The 18,427-nt window shown below is 46.2% G+C and carries 16 protein-coding genes and 1 tRNA gene; 15 read left to right on the plus strand and 2 right to left on the minus strand.

Annotated features, from left to right (window positions below; translation table 11 throughout):
* The 13 genes from Q0257_RS12055 to Q0257_RS12115 form a co-directional block, all read left to right on the plus strand.
* On the plus strand, nt 1-511 hold a 511-nt coding region (locus Q0257_RS12055), incomplete at its 5' end, for a hypothetical protein (RefSeq protein WP_298025114.1).
* Complete coding sequence (locus Q0257_RS12060) at nt 508-1,371, plus strand: ATP phosphoribosyltransferase regulatory subunit (RefSeq protein WP_298025115.1); 864 nt, start codon at nt 508-510, stop codon at nt 1,369-1,371. The genes Q0257_RS12055 and Q0257_RS12060, both read left to right, overlap by 4 nt.
* Entirely contained in the window at nt 1,368-2,618 is a 1,251-nt protein-coding gene (locus Q0257_RS12065; protein ID WP_297941702.1) for an adenylosuccinate synthase, read from the plus strand. Before Q0257_RS12060 ends, Q0257_RS12065 begins: the two co-directional genes overlap by 4 nt.
* Before the next feature lie 91 nt (nt 2,619-2,709).
* Complete coding sequence (locus Q0257_RS12070) at nt 2,710-3,261, plus strand: DUF507 family protein (RefSeq protein WP_298025117.1); 552 nt, start codon at nt 2,710-2,712, stop codon at nt 3,259-3,261.
* Nucleotides 3,261-4,379 (plus strand): glutamine-hydrolyzing carbamoyl-phosphate synthase small subunit, encoded by a 1,119-nt coding sequence (carA, locus tag Q0257_RS12075; protein WP_298025119.1) that lies wholly within the window; start codon nt 3,261-3,263, stop codon nt 4,377-4,379. The genes Q0257_RS12070 and carA overlap by 1 nt, the downstream gene beginning before the upstream one ends.
* 876 nt (nt 4,380-5,255) lie before the next feature.
* A complete protein-coding gene (locus Q0257_RS12080) occupies nt 5,256-5,981 on the plus strand; it encodes a response regulator transcription factor (RefSeq protein ID WP_298025120.1) in 726 nt (241 codons plus the stop codon).
* A gap of 278 nt (nt 5,982-6,259) precedes the next feature.
* Nucleotides 6,260-9,172: a PD-(D/E)XK nuclease family protein gene (locus Q0257_RS12085; RefSeq protein ID WP_298025122.1), complete on the plus strand. Its 2,913-nt coding sequence runs from the start codon at nt 6,260-6,262 to the stop codon at nt 9,170-9,172.
* Entirely contained in the window at nt 9,159-12,077 is a 2,919-nt protein-coding gene (locus Q0257_RS12090) for a RecB-like helicase (protein ID WP_298025124.1), read from the plus strand. Before Q0257_RS12085 ends, Q0257_RS12090 begins: the two co-directional genes overlap by 14 nt.
* 115 nt (nt 12,078-12,192) lie before the next feature.
* A complete protein-coding gene (gene rplM / locus Q0257_RS12095; protein WP_005869672.1) occupies nt 12,193-12,618 on the plus strand; it encodes a 50S ribosomal protein L13 in 426 nt (141 codons plus the stop codon).
* A gap of 2 nt (nt 12,619-12,620) precedes the next feature.
* Nucleotides 12,621-13,010: a 30S ribosomal protein S9 gene (rpsI, locus tag Q0257_RS12100; RefSeq protein ID WP_298025126.1), complete on the plus strand. Its 390-nt coding sequence runs from the start codon at nt 12,621-12,623 to the stop codon at nt 13,008-13,010.
* 99 nt (nt 13,011-13,109) lie between these two features.
* Nucleotides 13,110-14,129: an OmpA family protein gene (locus Q0257_RS12105; RefSeq protein WP_298025127.1), complete on the plus strand. Its 1,020-nt coding sequence runs from the start codon at nt 13,110-13,112 to the stop codon at nt 14,127-14,129.
* Between the two features lie 66 nt (nt 14,130-14,195).
* On the plus strand, nt 14,196-15,254 hold the full coding sequence (locus Q0257_RS12110) for an HAD family hydrolase (RefSeq protein WP_298025129.1): 1,059 nt from the start codon (nt 14,196-14,198) through the stop codon (nt 15,252-15,254).
* A gap of 923 nt (nt 15,255-16,177) precedes the next feature.
* Nucleotides 16,178-16,251 (plus strand) — tRNA-Gln (locus tag Q0257_RS12115).
* Nucleotides 16,252-16,416: 165 nt separating this feature from the next.
* Here Q0257_RS12115 and Q0257_RS12120 read toward each other — a convergent pair.
* Nucleotides 16,417-16,878 carry a DUF411 domain-containing protein gene (locus Q0257_RS12120; RefSeq protein ID WP_298025131.1) on the minus strand — a complete coding sequence of 154 codons (462 nt, stop codon included), beginning with the start codon at nt 16,876-16,878 and terminating at the stop codon, nt 16,417-16,419.
* 159 nt (nt 16,879-17,037) lie between these two features.
* The gene (locus tag Q0257_RS12125; RefSeq protein WP_040303372.1) at nt 17,038-17,466 is read right to left on the minus strand and encodes a hypothetical protein; all 429 of its coding nucleotides are present in this window, start codon (nt 17,464-17,466) and stop codon (nt 17,038-17,040) included.
* Nucleotides 17,467-17,686: 220 nt separating this feature from the next.
* Here Q0257_RS12125 and rplU point away from each other — a divergent pair, with 220 nt between their 5' ends.
* Both rplU and rpmA read left to right on the plus strand, forming a co-directional pair.
* Nucleotides 17,687-17,995, plus strand: a complete 309-nt coding sequence (gene rplU / locus Q0257_RS12130; RefSeq protein WP_040303368.1) for a 50S ribosomal protein L21 — start codon at nt 17,687-17,689, stop codon at nt 17,993-17,995.
* Between the two features lie 10 nt (nt 17,996-18,005).
* Nucleotides 18,006-18,263 (plus strand): 50S ribosomal protein L27, encoded by a 258-nt coding sequence (rpmA, locus tag Q0257_RS12135; protein WP_295151027.1) that lies wholly within the window; start codon nt 18,006-18,008, stop codon nt 18,261-18,263.
* Nucleotides 18,264-18,427: the final 164 nt, after the last annotated feature.

Raw genomic sequence — 18,427 nt, forward strand, 5'->3', positions numbered from 1 at the left:
CCGAACGATGGTAGAGATCACGGGTAAGCTAAAGCGAGAATTTGGATTTGCTCTGGGCGCTCAAGGGGTCGAAAACGCGCTATCGCTGCGACTTTTAAATAATCTAAAATTTAACTATCTGCAGGGAAATTTTATCGCAAAAGCGCTGGATCGCAAAGAGATAGACGCTTTCATCGCACGCTTTAAAGATACGCCCAAGCTCGCAGCCATCGACAAAGATGAGTTTATCAGCTTCTTAAACGCGCTTGATTATAAGGATTTGGCGCTAAACTTCATCGCGCGCGGTCAAACAGGCGAGCTTAGTCCGGGAGAGTTTGAAAGTTTCAGAGCGAAATTCGGCGAAATTTTAAACAAAACTCAAAGCGCGGGCAGCGAAAAATTTGCGCTAAATACAGAAATACGTAAGCAAATTTTAGATATTCTTTCGCTTGATTACCGCGTTTTGGCAAGCTTCATTCAGAGCTTTAAAACGCGGCTGAATCAGTTCATAAGCGATTTGGAGGCAGCATGATAGATAGCGTTAGCGCCGATTTCGATCACGAGATACCCAACGGCTCGAGGCTGTATTTCGGAAAGAGCGCGCAGCTCAAGCGCGAGCTGGAAAATAAAGCGAGCGAAATCCTCGTTAAAAACGGCTTTAGCGAAATTTTAACGCCATATTTTTCATATCATCAGCACCTAAGCGTCGCGCCGCAAAAGCTTCTTAAACTCTCCGATCCCACGAACCACGAGCTTGCGCTTCGCGCAGATAGCACCGTGGACGTCGTGCGTATCGTGCGCAAGCGGCTGAAAGACGATAAGCTAAGGCGGCTATTTTACGTTCAGCCGACCTTCAAATACCCAAGCGACGAGTTTTATCAGATCGGCGCGGAGCTGATCGGGGAGAAAAATTTGCCCCTTGCGATTAAAATCGCGCAGGAGTTTTTTAAAGAATTTGATCTTATGCCCGTGCTTCAGCTAAGCAATATCGAAATTCCGAAAAAAATCTGCGAAATTTTAAATTTGCCGCTTGAAATTTTTGAAAAGGGCAAGATTGAGACGCTGCTTGAGCAAAATTTGCCTTGGCTGGATGCTACGGCTCGCGCCACGTCGCTAAAGGACGTGCAGGCTCTGCGTGCGCAGGTGCCTGAAGAGCTAAAGCCCTGCTTAGATGAAATTTTAAATTTAGGCGTAGATTACGAGCATATCCGCGTTTCGCTGCTGTATTACTCTAAAATGCGCTATTACGACGCGCTATTTTTTAGATTTTTAGATGCGGGCGCAGTGTATTGCAATGGCGGAAATTACGAAATAGACGGGCTAAAATCCAGCGGCTTTGCGCTGCTAGTGGATGCTTTGATAGAAAAAATTATGCAAAAGGATGAGAAATGAGCAAAGTTGACGTAGTCATCGGCGCCCAGTGGGGCGATGAGGGCAAGGGTAAGATCGTAGATATGATAAGCGCGAATTACGATTTCGTATGCCGCAGCAGCGGCGGGCACAACGCAGGCCACACCATCGTCATAAACGGCGAGAAATTTGCGCTGCATCTGGTACCCAGCGGCGTGCTTCATAAAAATATCATCAACATCATCGGAAACGGCGTCGTGATCAACCCCGACGTGCTGATTACCGAGATGGCGCAGTTTGAAAATTTAAAGGGCAGATTTTTCATAAGCGAGAAGGCGTTTTTAAATTTACAGTACCACTCGCTGATCGATCAGGCGCGCGAAAAGAGCAAGGGCGAGCTTGCGATCGGCACCACCGGCAAAGGCATAGGGCCTGCGTATGCCGATAAGATCGCGCGCACGGGACACCGCGTAGCGGAGCTTTTGGAGCCCGAAAGGCTCGCCGAGGCGCTATCGCGCGATTTTGCTTCGCATGAGAGCGTTTTTGAAAAAGCGGGGGTTAAAATTCCTAGCAAGATTGAAATTTACGAGGAGCTAAAGCGCTATAAAAGCGCGCTCGAGCCATACATCGCTGATACCACGCACATGCTGTGGAAGGCGCTTGATTACGACAAGCGCGTGCTCGTAGAGGGCGCGCAAGGAAGCCTGCTTGATATCGATCACGGCACCTATCCTTACGTCACGAGCTCGACGACTATCGCGGGCGGGGCTTGCAGCGGGCTCGGGCTCGCGCCGAAAGATATCGGCACGGTGATGGGAATTTTAAAAGCCTACACCACCCGCGTGGGCAACGGCGCGTTTCCTACCGAGGATAAAGGCCCGCAGGGCGAGGCGATGCGCGAGATCGGTAAGGAGTACGGCACCACGACGGGGCGCGCGCGTCGCTGCGGTTGGTTCGACGGAGTGGCTACGAAATACGCCGTGCGCCTTAGCGGCATCGACAAGCTCGCGCTGATGAAGCTTGACGTCCTAGACGGCTTTGAGAGCATTAAAATTTGCCGCGCATATCGCTACAAGGGTGAGGAGATCGATTATTTCCCGATCGATTTGGAAGCGGCCGAGCCGGTTTACGAGCAGATGCCGGGCTGGGACAGCGTCAAGGGAATTTCAAAATTTGAGGATCTGCCGCAAAACGCGCAAAATTATATCCGCAAAATAGAGGAGCTAAGCGGCGCGAAGGTGGGCTTTATCTCCACCAGTCCCGAAAGAAGCGACACGATAATTTTATAAAATCGGGCGGAATTTTAAGAATTTTAAAATTCCGCCGTTTGCAAACGCGGGCGGCGCGACCGCTCATAGAACTGAATTTAAAGGAACGATCATGCGAATACGACTACCACACGTGCCATATATCGCGCATAAAATAGCGCTGGATCTGCTAAACTCGGGCTGCATTACGCTGAGCGCGGGCATAGAGCCAGTCGCCAAGGAAGCAGGCGAAATCATAAGGACCGATCTGCAAAAAGAAAGAGCGATAGACGAGCGCGCAAACGAGCTGATAGATGAGCGCATAAGCGAGCTAGATGAGATGAGCGTGAATAAAAAAGATATGTTTTGGCTCATCAAGCGCCACATCGCAAACGACGAGAATTTCGAGCTAAATTTCGAGGATCGCTACGGCACCATATCGCATAAAATTTTAGAAACCGTTTGGAAGAAAAATTTGATCGATTACAAAGTCTCCGAAAACAGGCTGAAGACGATAATTTATAACGCGATCGACGAATATCTTAAAAATTATCAAAAGATTGAGGATGCGGTCTATGAAAAGATCGATGGCTACAAGCAAAAATTGATCCCAGGTACCGAAGAATACGAGCTTGTGTTTGAAAAGCTCTACGAAGAGGAGCTAAGAAAACGGGGCATGCTGTAATGAACGCATATATCTACATAGAAAACGGCATCTACCTGCAAGCTAAGGCGTTCGGCAAAGGCGGCAGCGCATTCGGCGAGCTCGTGTTTAACACCTCCGCCACCGGCTACGAGGAGATCATCTCAGATCCAAGCTACGCGGGGCAGTTTATTATTTTCACTATGCCCGAAATCGGCATCGTAGGCATCAACGAAAACGACAAGGAAAGCTCCAAAATCCACGCCAGCGGAATTTTCGTAAGAAATTTTAATAACGAGCCTTCAAATTTCCGCTCGCAGATGAGCTTGGAGGATTATTTTCTTCAAAACGGAAAATTCGGCGTTTACGACATCGACACTAGATTTTTGACCAAAATGCTGCGCGACGAGGGTAGCCTGCGCGCCTTCGTTTCGACCGAGATCAGCGATAAGGCGGCTCTTAAAAAGGCGCTTAGCGAGTCTGCGCGCATAGAGGAGATCAACTACGTAAGCATCGTAAGCACGAAGGCGCCGTATAAGCACACCTCCGGGCGCTGGAATGCCGAGCGCGGAAGCTACGCTCAGCCCGCAAGCTGCGGCAAAAAGATAGCCGTGATCGATTACGGCGTCAAGCGAAACATCCTAAATGAGCTTTGCGATCTAGGGCTCGGAGTAGAGGTTTTTCCGCACGACGTTAAAGCGGAGAGCCTGATTGCCAAATTTAAAGAGGGGCAGATCGACGGCGTGTTTTTATCAAACGGCCCGGGCGAGCCGCGCATGCTCAAAGAGGAGATCGCGCAGATCAAAAAGATGGTCGAAGCGCGCGTGCCGATTTTTGGAATTTGCCTGGGTCATCAGCTGCTAAGCAACGCGATGGGATATGAAACCTACAAGCTGAAATTCGGCCAGCACGGCGCAAACCACCCCGTGCAAAACCTGCGCACCAAATCGATCGAGATCACCGCGCAAAACCACAATTACAACGTCCCAGAAACGATCGCGCAGATCTGCGAGATCACACACCGAAACCTTTTCGACGGCACGATCGAGGGCGTGCGTTACAGGGAGTACCCCGTATTTTCGGTGCAGCACCACCCCGAAGCCAGCGCGGGGCCTACCGAGAGCAAATATATCTTTAAAGAATTTCTTGAAATTTTATGATTTTTGAAATTTTGCCTGCACTAAATTTTACCGCGACTGCGCGGTAAAATTTTAAATTTGCGGCGAGTTTTAAATTTTAATGCAGTCTTTGCGTCGTGAATTTAAGACTCGTCTCAGCCTGGATAATTGCAGGCTAGAGCGGTACGCAAAGCACGCTTTTACGGACTAAGAATTGTCGCGGTGATTTTGGATTAAGTAGCTTTTTGGATGAAGCGATCTGTGCTAGTCGCGGTTTTAAATTTAAACTGGCTGCGCACCGCATGCTTTTCATTTGCGCGATTTTGCTTCCACGTAGCTTTTAAGCGTACGCGCGGCTAAATTTTATGCGTTTTAAATTTAAAAGTTGGCTTAATGCACTTAGCCCTTTCAAAACAGATCCTGCGGCACATTTCTCATAGCTTCAAGCCCTTTAAATTTGACGAACCGTTTTGTTGCCGTTAAAAGTTGCGCTAGCAAGCTGCCCTGTCGCCCGTAAAATTTTATCTAACGTCGCCCGCCCGTTAAAGTCTTATTAACGCAGTTTTGCCAGTTATACCTAGTTTTTGATAAACTATACCTACCCTTAAAAAAATCTTATCAGCGCCGTTTCATTTCCCTCTAAAAGCCATTTGCCTAAAATAAAATTCCGCTCCGCCGCGTAGTGAAATTTTACCTGCATTTGCTTTGAAATTTTACTTTCAGCCGCTCTTAAATCTCTTTCGCACCGATAAGATTTAGCTTGCGTCATTTTAAATTTTGCCCCACTCCTAGGCTGCGGTTTTTATCCATGCTTCTTTTTTAATCCCGCCCATATTTGCACCTAAAATAAGAGTTGTGTTACTTTATGAAATTAAATTTTTAACTTAACATTATTTTAAGCTCAATAAAAGAGAAAATTTGAAAGAATTTCGTTTGAAATTTCGCCTTGAGGGGTCTGCTATGAGCTGCGCTTTAAAAGAGCTGGACGTCTTGCTAGTCGAGGATGATACTAAATTACTAGCCTCGCTGCATAAGGCGTTTGAGGGTATTTTTAACAACGTTTACAATGCCCAAAACGGGCTTGAAGGTGTAAAAAAATTCAAAAAATTTAGCCCCAATCTCGTCATTACCGACATTCTAATGCCGATCGAGGATGGGCTTGAGATGATACGTCAGATTAAGCAGATCTTTCCGCATGCCCCTATCGTGGTGCTTAGCGGCTTCAGTAGGGAGGAGCAGCTAAAAGGCGTTATGGAGATTGGCGTCGAGCGGTATTACTTTAAACCGGTAGATATCGCCGCATTCGTGCTAGAGATAAGTGCGCTGATGAAGTCTAAGCTGGACTCTGTACGAGTCGTAAATATGGGTGCGGGCTACGTATTTGATGGGCTTCGTCGTATTTTACTGAAGGATGGCGAGCAGATCGTGCTTACTAAAAAGGAGCTTTCTTTTGTCTCGCTGCTAGCCAGTCGCGTGGGCGAGCTGGTGCTTTACGAGGAGATCAAACGTTATGTTTGGACCGAAGGAGCCGTGAGCGATACGGCGCTTCGCACCTTCGTCAAGCGTATCCGCGATAAAGTGGGAGGTGAAATCATAAAAAACGTCCCGAGCCTGGGATACAAGATCGAGCTTGAGCCAGCTTAAATTTGATCGCGTTTTTGCCGCTTTGTAATTTACGGAATCCACTCGTAAAATTTTGCGTTTAAATTATGCCGCGATTAATGCGGAGCGAGGCAGAATTCCGCGCTCAAAGCGCCACAGATTAAAATTTTACGCTCATCCGAAATTTGCTAAATTTGATTTGATAAAATTTAGCCTCTCAAGCTTTTCAAAAACTTCTTTGCTTAAAAGCCCAAACTAAAAATTTCTTGCTAAAATATCGCAAAATTCCGCGTTCTGCGAATCGCTCTAAAGGATTTGTTTTGAAAAATTTGCCCTCTAAAAATCTCTTTGTCTACACTAGCTCGCGTGCGCTACGCGCGGCGCTGCAAGGCGAGAGCAGCGGCGTGCTGGCGCCAAGGATTACGTTGGCGGAATTCTACGAAAAGGCGCTTTTTGTGCCGGATCTTGTCGCTTGCGGCGAGATAGATCGCGCGCTTTTTATGAAGCAGGCGGTAAACGAGAGCAAGCGCGCAGGCGAGAGGCTTAAATTCCCTAGCGAGCTTTACGAGTTTATGCGTAACCGCGAGTATCTTTTCGGCTTTTTCAAGGAGCTTGCGACGGAGCGCGTGAGTATCGATGCGCTCGATCTTAGCGACACCTATGCGTGGTATGCCGAGCATTTTGAAATTCTGCGAGAGCTAGCGGGGGCGTATGCAAGGATTTTGCGCGAGCATGGATTTTACGACGAGATCACGCTGCCCGCGCTTTATGAGCTAAACGAATCCTATCTGCGCGGATTTGAGCGGATAGAAATCAACATCGACGGCAATCCTAGCGCATTTGAGTTCGAGATTTTTAAGCGCGCTGCAGAGCTTAGCGAGGTTGTGTTGAGCTTTAGAGCCACGACTTTAAATTCCAAGCCCGTGCGCGCGGTGGAGGAGCTTTGCGGCATAAGTCTAGAGTTAGGTTTTGCCTACCGCGTAAATCTTGGTACGGGTGAAATTCTAAGCCGCAAGCCGCTAAGCGTGGGCGGAGCGGTTGTGTGTAGAGGCTTTGAGCTGCGAAGCTTGCAGGCGAGCTACGTTTTTGAAAAAATTTCATCCTTTGTGCGCGCGGGCATCGCTCCGGAGCGCGTCGCGGTGATTTTGCCCGACGAGAGCTTTGCCGGCACGCTACGGCTTTACGACGAGCGCATCGCAAGGGCTCGTGGCTCGCACCGCATGCTAAATTTCGCGATGGGAGAGAAGCTTAAAGATAGCCTATTTTACGTAACGCTAGAGAAAATTTCGCAGTGCTTAAAAGAGGCGCGCACGCCAAAATTTGGCGTAGATTACCGCGCATTAAAAAGCCCAGGCGGAGGATTTTTGGATACAAAGGATTCCGCGGTACAGCAAAATTTAGCGCTAGGGAATTTCGCTTCGGAGAATTCTATTTCACAAAATTTTGCACAGCAAAATTCCGTGCTGGATTGCGAAATTTTTTCAAATTCTAAAGCGGATTTAAATTTTATGTCTGTGGGGGTGTTTGAAAATACGGAAAATTTTGAAATTCTGCGCGAAATTTCGGCGGAACGCGCGAATAGCGCGGAAGAGCAAAGCTTTTCGGCAGAGTTTGCAGAGTTTCAAGAGTCTTTGGAGTGTGCGCAGCAGCGCGATTATTCGGTTAGTGCAAAACGGCAGGAGCCTTCAAGGAAGCAGCAAGAGAGCCTACGAGACTCTATGCAACTGGAGCATATAGAGCTTGAGGAAGAAGATGGGTATTCAAAAAGCCCTGAGCGGCGCGATCGCTTTAGGCGCTCTAAAATACGCGAGGGCGCAGATGAGTATCCGCAGCGCCCAAACCCACAGGAGCTTGATCTGTTTTTTGCGAGTGTGGGCGTGGATGAGGCGCTTTTTGGCGAGTTCGCGCGCGATTTTGCAAAGCAAGTAAGCTTCGAGCATTTCGAGGCACTAATTACCAAGCTCGCCTGTTTACCCAAAATTAGCGACGCGCTGCTGCAAGAAAAGCTAAAAGAGCCGCTATATCTAATTAAAATTTTACTTCGAAAATTTAAGGACGAAAACCTAAGCTTGGGCAATCTAATCGATCTTTTTTTGTTAGAAATTTCGCGCATTAAGCTTGATGATGTTCGTGGTGGAAAGGTCACGGTAATGGGGCTTTTAGAGAGCCGTGGGCTACAATTTGACGGTGTGATAATCCCCGATTTTAACGATGATCTGGTGCCAAAGCGCAGTAGCGGAGAGATGTTTTTAAACTCCGCTTTGCGCGCTAGAGCGGGGCTCATCAGCCACGCGGACCGCGAAAATTTACAAAGATTTTACTACGACGGCTTGCTAAGAGGCGCTAAAAAAAGCGCGATTTGCTATCTGCAAAGCGTCGAGAAATTGCCTTCGCGGTTTTTGAAAAGCTTTGAAGTGCAACAAGACGCGGAATTTTCGCAGGAGGATTATTTGCGGCTTTTTGGGCGAGAGGAATTTAAGCCCGCCTTATGCGGACAAGAAGATCCCGTGGCTCGCCATGATTTTTTTGCCGAGGAGCTGTCGTTTTCGCGGCTGGATACGTTTTTAGAATGCAAGAGGAAGTATTATTACCGCTACATTTTCGGGCTAAAAGAGGGGCTAAAATTTGGCGAGGATAATGCACTTTTGGGCAAAATTTTACATACGAGTTTTCAGCGTTTATACGAGCGAGCGGGGATGAAATTTAGCATGGAAAAATTTCGCTCTATTTATTCGCAGCTTGCGCGAGAAGCGGGCATCGCGCGCTTTGATGCGGAGCTTGAGCTAAAAGCTGTAGAAAAGCTAGCTAGGCTTTTAGAAGAGCATGAGCAAATTTGGAGCTTTAGCGGTAGTGAAGTATCGCTAAAAGGCGAGCTTGACGGAGTGCGGCTGAGCGGGCGGATCGACCGCATCGACGAAGATAAGGCAGGGCGGAAGTTTATCATCGATTACAAACGTGGTTCAGCTAAAAAGCATATGGAAAAATTTCAGCTTACGTTTTATCGCGCGCTTTTAGCCCAGGAATGCGAATGCGCCTATCTGTCGCTAAAAGATTGCACGTTTGCGGCTCCTGGCGATAAAACGCCTAGCTTAGAAAATCTATGCGAGACGCTAAGCTCTATCGGCAAGGAATTTGCAAGCGAGGTTGCTTTTACGCGCACGGAGGCGGTGCAAAGCTGCGAATACTGCGATTATAAAATCATTTGCAAGGGGCAGATCGATGGCAAAATTTGAAAATTATCTGGCGCTTGAAGCAAGCGCAGGCAGCGGCAAGACCTTCAATCTCGCAGTGAGGTTCATCGAGCTGGTGCTAAAAGGCGAGCCGATCAATGAAATTTTAGCTCTTACCTTTACCAAAAAAGCTGCTGCTGAGATGAAAACGCGTATCGTGGAAAAATTTCAAAATTTGCTGCTTTTGCAGGATGGCTCGCTAAAGCCTAGCGCCGAGCTGGAGCAAATTTGTGCTGATTTAGGGCTAAGCGCGGATGAGGTTTTGGCAGCGCAACAGCGCCTACTGCCTAAATTTTTAAGCGAGAGCCTAAACGTCTTTACCTTTGATGCGTTTTTTGCAAAGGCTCTGCGCTCCTTTGCGTTAAACAGCGGCATCGATCCAAGCTTTGAAAACGATGAAAGCATACTAGGCGTGCAGCAGGCGGCGTTTTTAGGCGCGATTTGTAAAAACGAAGCGCTATTAAGAGAGGTCGTGGATTATGTAAGCGACTCAGGAATGACAAAGAGCGAGTTTTTAAATAGTTTGCAAAGCATTTGGAGAGGCGATATAAGCATAAATACGCCCACGCTTCCTGCAAGCTCGGCGCTAGCAGAGATAAATGAAATTTTATCTTGCTTGCAAAAAGCGGCGAGAGATGCGGGCGTAAGCGCTGGAGCCGTAAATGGGCTAAGCCCTGTTAGCGATTTGTCAAAATTATCTTCGGGCTTCATTCTTTCGGCTCTTGCCAACGGCAGTTTCGATTATCCGCGCTCACAGCTTAAAAAAATTTCGCATCTTGACTGCGAGCTAGCAAGGCTAAAAGACGCCATAGCTCGCGAAATAGCGTGGATGGATGCGACATATGCGGCTAAGCTGGCAGGACTAATTAAAATTTATGCCGAAGCGCTTAAATCGGTGCAGCGCAAAAGTGACAAGCTCACGTTCGGTGATGTCACCGCAGCTGTGCACTCGCTGCTAAATCCGAGCGTAGAGGCGTTGCAGGGCAACCGCGAGCTTTTGTATTTCAGGCTCGATTCTAAAATCACGCATATTTTAATAGACGAATTCCAAGATACCGACATTTGCCAGTATGAAATCATGCTGCCGCTAATCTCTGAGGCGCTTGCTGGCAAAGGGGCGGAGGAGCGCTGTGGCAGCTTTTTTTACGTAGGCGATAAAAAACAGAGCATCTATAAATTTCGCGGCGCAGAGAGAAAAATTTTTGATATTTTGCGCGAGCAGTTTAGTCAAATCAAAACGCAGAGCCTGCCGCGCAATTATCGCAGCTTAAAACTCATTGTAAAATTTGTAAATGAGATCTTGCGCGATAAATTTGCGTCTTATGAAGATCAAATCGCAGCAAATAAGCTAGATAGCGATCTGCCCGCTTCGGTGCTGCAAAAAATCAAGGATTATCCTCTTTCTCATCCACAAATGCCGCTATTTGAGGTGCAAAGCGACGATTACGGCTACGTAGCAGCGTTTTCATACGACGATGTGCTAAAGGGGGCTGCGGAGCAAGCGCGCAGGCTTATTGAGGAGTGCGGCGTAAGAGCTGATGATATAGCGATTTTATGCTGGAAAAACGAGCATGTAAGCGCGCTAAAAGAGATGCTATCGGAATTTTGCGAGGTTTGCAGTGGCTCAAATAAGACCCTGCGTTGCAGCGAGCAGGTAAATGCCGTAATTCAATACGCGAAATTTTGCGTAGGTGGCGATGAAATTTATCTGCGAAACGCCGAAGCGATTTTAGGGAGACGGCTTAAAAAGATAGCGGTCGATCTGCATAAAAACGCGCAAAAAACGGCAGAATTTATAGCTAGCTCACTGAAATTAAATTTCGTAGATCCGGATCTACTGCTGTTTTTTGAGACGCTGGCAAAATTTAATAGTTTTAGCGAGTATCTGTTTGCAAACGACGAAACGGAGGTATTTGCCAAGGAGCAAAGCGGCATTAAAATTATGACCGTGCATAAGTCTAAGGGGCTTCAGTTCCCGCACGTAATCGTCTGCGACCGCATCGGGGGAAAAGACCGGGGCGAGAGCTCAAAGCTCGCGACGGACTATGATTTTGCCACGCATAAGTGGAGAATTTTTTATAAATTTGCGAGCAGAAAGAGCCTGGATGCGGAATTTGCAGCATTAATGGACGAAAACGATCGCTCTGCGCATGAAGAGGATATAAACAAGCTCTACGTGGCATTTACCCGCGCCGAACGCTCGCTCATCATCGTAAAACGCTCCGAGACAAAAATAGATCAATACAATTATAGCTTTTTTTTACCTTACGCCAAAAAGACCAAGGGCGCGGGCGTCGTGGAGTGGCTGGATATCCCGGATTTTCAATACGGCTACGTAATCCCAAGCTCCGTAAAATCAGAAGAGCAGCCGCCGCGAAAAAAGATCGCGTTAGTAGCTGGCGAGCCTCAAGGCGCGCAAGAAAAAGCAGGCGGCGGCGAAACGGAGGCGCTAAGCGCGATATATTTCGGCGAGGCGCTGCACTATGCTCTGGAGATGAGCGAAGGATTTGAGGCGGATGAAATTTTACGAGGAGTGAGCCTTGCAAGAGGACGCTACGCTAAATTTTTAAATGACGCGGATTTTGAAAATATCGCGGCGCGGGCGCTAGGACTAAGCAAAAACGAGGAATTTTTAGCTCTGATAAGAGGCGCTCAAGCTTATAAAGAGATGCCAATTAAAAGCGCGGAGGGTGATCTTTTGCGCGTAGATCTGGCATGCTTTAGGCAGGATGAAATTTTGCTTTTTGATTACAAAAGCTCCGAAAAATACCTCGCGCAAAACAAAGCTCAAGTGGCGCGATATAAAAGTGTGATCCGCGAGTTTTATCCGCATGCGCGAGTGCGTGCCTTCGTGCTGGCTCTCGAAGCTGCGGGCGCTAAGCTGATCGAAGTAAATGAGGAGGGATAAAATTTTAAAGCTTAGATAAAATTTGAGTGCAGATAGATTAAAGATAGCTTAAATTAAGCTATACGTAAGGATATTTCTATATAATCACAGCTCAAATTTTAATAAGGCGGAAACCATGACAGAAATTACAAAGCCTAGCGAAGTTAAGCGCGACTGGGTCGTTATCGACGCGACCGACAAAAGATTCGGTAGGATGCTTACCGAAGTTGCGGTATTGCTACGCGGCAAACACAAACCAAGCTACACTCCAAACGTGGATTGCGGAGATTACGTCGTTATCATCAACGCTTCAAAAGCCGTATTTACCGGCAATAACAAAGGCGACGATAAACTTTATCACAGCTACTCGGGCTATTTCGGAAGCGTAAAGAGTGTGAAATTCCAAGACCTGCTTAAAAACAATCCCGCAAAGCTCTACAGACTTGCGGTTCGCGGCATGCTTCCTAAGACGAAGCTCGGCAAGGCGATGATCAAAAAGCTATTCGTATATGAAGGTGGCGAGCACCCTCATACTGCGCAAACAACTAAAAAAGGAAAATAATCATGGCGACAATTTATGCAACCGGAAAGAGAAAAACTGCCGTAGCTAAGGTTTGGGTAAAACCCGGAAGCGGCAAGATCGTAGTAAACGGTATGGATCTAAACACCTGGCTAGGCGGTCACGAAGCGATCAAACTAAGGGTCATTCAGCCCCTTTTGGCGACTAAACAAGAGACCTCAATGGATATCACTGCGCAGACTTTAGGCGGCGGATATTCGGCTCAAGCGGATGCGCTAAAGCACGGAATTTCAAAAGCGCTTGCCGCGATGGATAAGGATTTTAGAGCGGCTCTTAAGCCAAAAGGTCTGCTAACTCGCGATAGCCGCGTGGTAGAGCGAAAGAAATTCGGTCGCCGCAAAGCGCGCAGAAGCCCGCAGTTCTCTAAGAGATAATGTTTTTTACAAATTTGTGGCGAAATTGTCGCGAATTTGTAAATTCTTTAAAAATTTTATGGTAATATCGAATTATAACTTTATTTGAAAGGATGTTTAATGAAGAAAGTTCTACTTGCATTAAGCTTGTGTGCATCCAGCGCATTGTTCGCTAGCGATGCTGATTATCACTGGGAGATTACCCCTACTGTTGGCGGAATGACTCATGAGGGAAATATGGATTTGGATTCGAATTTTATGTTCGGTCTACGTCTTGCCAAAAATCTACAAGATTCGTTTATCGATCAAGTAGAGGTTGGTTTTGATTACTCTCGCAATATTGGCGTAGAGGATTTAGCTCACAGAGTAGGCAACGATAAGCCTGACGCTAAATATTATCACATCAATGCTGTAAAAGACTTAGTAAATTTTACCGATAATTTCAAATTATACGGCTTACTAGGTCTTGGATATATGGATTACACTAAAGACGTTTACAACGATGGCGATCAAGATAGCGGCTTCGGTCAATACGGCTTGGGTCTAAAATACTATATTACCGACAATTTTGCTACAAAACTTGAAGCACGCGATGCTATCAGATTTGACGACGGCAACCACGTATTGTTCTATACTCTAGGCTTTGCAGTTGATTTTGGCAAGAGATATGCTGATGCAGCTCCAGTTGCTCCGGCTCCTGCAGGCTGCAAAGATGCAGATAACGACGGCGTATGCGATAATGTCGATAGATGCCCAGGCACACCTGCTGGTGTAGTTGTTGATGAATACGGCTGCGAGAAGGTTATTAGATTAAATTTGGGCGTAAATTTCGCTACAGATAGCTCAAAAATTTCTCCTGAGTTTATGAACCAGATCAAAAACGTAAGCGACGTGCTAGTAGCTCACCCTGATTACAAAGTAATCCTAGAGGGTCACACCGATAGCACCGGCTCGAATGCATATAATCAAAAGCTTTCCGAGCGCAGAGCTGCTGCAGTTGGAGGTGCGCTTAAGAGCTTCGGCGTAGATGCTAGCAGAATCACCACTGTAGGATACGGCGAGACTAAGCCTATCGCTACAAACGCTACTAAAGCAGGTCGTGCTCAAAATAGACGCGTAGATGCTAAATTTAGAAAATAATCTTTTCTAGATCCACATAAGCGGAGCTTCGGCTCCGCTTTTTTTATATCCAAATTAAATTTTAAAATGCCAAAATTCCAAATTACACTGCTTTTCGATCTGGACGGCACGCTCATAGACTCCACGCCCGCGATACTGGACGGCTTTCACTACGCGTTTGCGCATTTGGGCGCTGCAGAGCCTAGCGACGAAGCGATTAAAAGGCTTATCGGGCATCCGTTAGAAGTGATGTTTGAGCGTCTAGGTGTGACGCGCGATGTGCAGAATTTCGTGCTCGCCTACAAACAGCGATACGCGCAGACTTTTTTGGATCAGACCGTTCTGCTAAGCGGTGCGTTCGAGGCGGTTCGTGCGGCGAGCGAGTTTGCAAATTTAGGCGTCGTGACGACCAAGACGTCGAAATTTTCTAAAATTTTATTGCAGCATCTGGGTATTGCGAAATTTTTTGGTACCATCGTTGGACGAGAGGATGTAAAAAATCCCAAACCAAGCGCCGAACCGATCTTAAAGGCGCTCGAAAATTTAGGAATTTGCGGCGCGACTGCTAGCAAAAGCCCGCATGCTGCTTGCGGTAAAACTCACGACGCGACTGCCGATGAAAATACAAGCGCTGCTAGCAGGAGCGCGATTTTGAGTGAAATTTCAGCGCCTGATTTAAAGAGCCTTCCTGCGCTTGATCCTGATCCTAGCAAAGTTTACGAGCAAAATTTAAGCAGCATCGCGAGTCAAAATTCTGATACAATTTTGTTTAAAAATTTAAGCGAAGCAAAGAGCGATAGACATGGGGTTGGCGACAAGAGCCAGAAGAGCGGTGTGGGCATAGATGGCGAGAGCGATAAAGGCGGAGTGCGCGGCAGTAAAATTTATGATGCACATGAGCTAAATTCCACTACTTGTTATGACAAAATTTGCAGTGACGAAATTCTGCCTTCTGTAAGCCAAAATATCTTTATGATCGGTGATACGTCGCTTGACGCCATCTCGGCAAAGTCGGCAGCGGTGCGAAGCGTGGGCGTAAGCTGCGGCTACGGCAGTACCTCGGAGCTACGGGCGCATTTCGAGTTCGTATGCGCGGACGCAAAAGAGGCGGTTGAGCTGATACGCGAAATTTCATCGAAATTTTAGGCGCGACGGAGCGAAATTTTTCTAGCTTTGATACGTTATTTTTGCAAATACTTATAAGCGAACCCGTGCCCGAAATTTAAAATTTGAAATTCCAATGAATTTTGCGTTTTAAACAGCGCGTGATATGAATTTGCTCGTGCTATTTAGCTGGAAAGCAAGGCGCTTTCTAAGTGTTCAAACGATGCGCGGAGTTAAATTTTGCATATTTCTGCTCTGGTCTAGCAAATAGCCTGTGCCATATTAACGATATATGAGAGATTTCACTTTGTTCGTCGTGCTTGATTTGATTCGTCAATATTCGGTATTAACGACGTATAGGAAAATTTTGCTACCTTGAGTAATTGTGTTCTATTCACTTTAGGTTTATATTAACACAATGTACTGGAAAATCTTGCCGTAGCCAAATTTTACGCAATTTTGCAATGTCTTTTGAGCTTGTGAACGGCTTTTGCAAGAAATTTAATGCAAGCGTCTCGCACCTAAATTTTAATTCTGATTTTAGTTTAGACCCCATTTAGTAGCGATAAATTCTACGCTCCGCTTGAGGCAAGTATTTGACAGGCTTTTTGTGCGATCTTGCCGCAAGTCTATTTGACACTTATTTTAAAGCTTCGTTCACTTGGCAAGTATTAAATAGTATATGTTTTGTGGTAGGCTTATTTGTCAAAATTTCATCCCGGAATAAATAAGCTCGCAAAGGCGTAAATATAGGATAAACTAGCCAAATTTTAAAATTTAGCTCCGCGGCGAGTAGCCATATTCTTTTATCGGAGCCGATGAAAGCAGCGTTAGCTTTTGCGTTTTAATTTATCGTTTCGGCGCAGCAGGGCTTTAAATTTAATCTAAAATTTTACGAAATTTTAAAATTCCGCCCGCTCTTATGCTTTTTTAAAGCAAAATTCTATAAAATACCGCTTTCGCAATGGGCTATCGTCTAATGGCAGGACAACAAACTCTGGATTTGTGAATATAGGTTCGACCCCTATTAGCCCATCCACTTAAATTTTTAATCCCCTTTATCATAGCTAGCGTTTGAAATTAATTTGCGCGTCATTTTTGCAGATCGTGGCAGCATTCGCCAGCTAAAGTAAATTGCGTCGAGCCATAAAATAGGCAAAATTTTAGCGAGCTAATAAATAAGTTGCCGCTTTAAAGCGGCGGATTATTTGATTTTTTCTTTGCCTTTGTAAGTGGCGATGCTTTGATACGAGCCATCCTTTTTAAACGCTACCACGTCATAGACCTCGGGCTGTGAGCCTTGCTCCATACCTGGCGCTTCTAGCGGCATGCCAGGCACTGCTATGCCGATAACGTCTTTAGGCTTATTTTTTAGTAGCGTGCGAATTTCGCCTACTGGCATATGCCCTTCGACTACATATCCGTCTATGATCGCGGTGTGGCAGCTAGCGAGCTCGAGCGGAAGCCCAAGCTCATTCTTCTTCTGGATAAGCGGCTCGTCAGCCAGCGAAATCATCTCGACTTCAAAGCCATTTTGCTCCATATATTTTGCCCAGTTGTGGCAACAGCCGCAGCTCTCGCCGTGATAGACCTTGATGTGTTCACCCGCCGCCGCATAGCTACCTAATGCCGCTAAAAGCGCACCTGCAAATAAAATTTTCTTCATATTTTGCTCCAGTGATTAAAAGTCCTCGATTATACAATACGAATAGTAAATTTTTAAGAGTGAACCGTAGGATTTTAAGATTAGATTTGGTGAAGCATTACCCGCTCGTAAGCCGAAATTTTACGAAATTTTAAAATTTCGGCGTCGCGGATAAGTTGGTTATAGGCACTGAGACAGTGCTGATTTGATAGCGGATTTTGATACGTAGCCTTCCGAGTCGCTGGTAAGTGATACGTCGCAGCCTGGCTTATAGTTTTTCCAGGTGTAGATATTGCCATTGTCTTCGGTTGTTTTGATGGAGTCTGGCTGTTTATTCCATGCAGAAATTACTTGATTGATATGAAATGCATCGCTGCGATCTTTCGGCGCATTAGTCATACCTGTGCTATCGGGCAAGGTCGTTTCGACCATATCAGTGGTGCCTGCGGTGGAGACCTCTTGGACTTTATCATTTACGCCGCCGATATTTGTTTTGCTGCTTTGGGATTTTGTTTGATTGCGTACTCCGCTTGGTTCGTTGGATATATTCCAGTTGGAACAACCGATAAAAAATACCGCTGCTACGAGCGCAGCTATTAAATTTCTCATAAAATTCTCCTTCAAAAATTTCGTTGCGATAGTAGCACATTTATCTTTAGTTTAAAATAAATCCGAGCCCTTGAAATTTGAAATTTCGTAGGAATTTTGCGAGGCGTTTCAGTAGGAATTTATAAAATTTGAGATAATATTGCAACCTTTCATACCAAACGGGCTTTTAAATTTTGCATGGCAAATGCCTTTTTGGCTACCAAATTTTAAAGGATTTTTGATGTATGCTATCATCAAACACGGCGGCAAGCAGTATAAGGTCGAAGAGGGCAACTACCTAAATTTAGACCATTTTAATGCTGAGCCGAAAGCAAAGCTCGAGCTTAGCGAAGTTTTAGCGCTAAACGACGGCGAGTTAAAGGTAGGAGCACCGTTTGTAAAGGGTGCCAAGGTGGTTTTGGAGGTCGTTTGCGAGGGCAAGGATAAAAAAGTCGTTATCTTCAAAAAACGCAGACGCAAAGATTCAAAAGTAAAACGCGGCTTCAGACGCCAATACACCCGCGTCAAAGTCGTTTCGATTAACGCATAAAGGATAGGAAATGGCACACAAAAAAGGTCAGGGCTCAACCCAAAATAATAGAGATAGTATCGGACGCCGCTTGGGGGTCAAAAAATTCGGCGGCGAGTTCGTTCGCGCGGGCAACATCATCATCCGCCAGCGCGGCACTGCGACGCATCCGGGCAGCAACGTAGGCATGGGCAGCGATCACACGATTTTCGCGCTGATCGACGGCGTCGTAAAATTTGAGCGAAAAGATAAAAACCGCAAAAAAGTATCGGTTTATCCAGCTGCGTAAATATCGCTAAATCTTCGGGGGCGCAAGCCCCTCTTTTAAAATTTCATCCGTTTAAAAATTATCTTCAACTCATTTGGCTATAATTGCCGTTTTAAATTTAAGGATAGCTATGTTCATAGACAGCGTAAAGCTTAGCGTCAAATCGGGTGACGGCGGCGCAGGTT

Source organism: uncultured Campylobacter sp., from assembly GCF_938018035.1.
Taxonomy (GTDB): Bacteria; Campylobacterota; Campylobacteria; order Campylobacterales; family Campylobacteraceae; genus Campylobacter_B.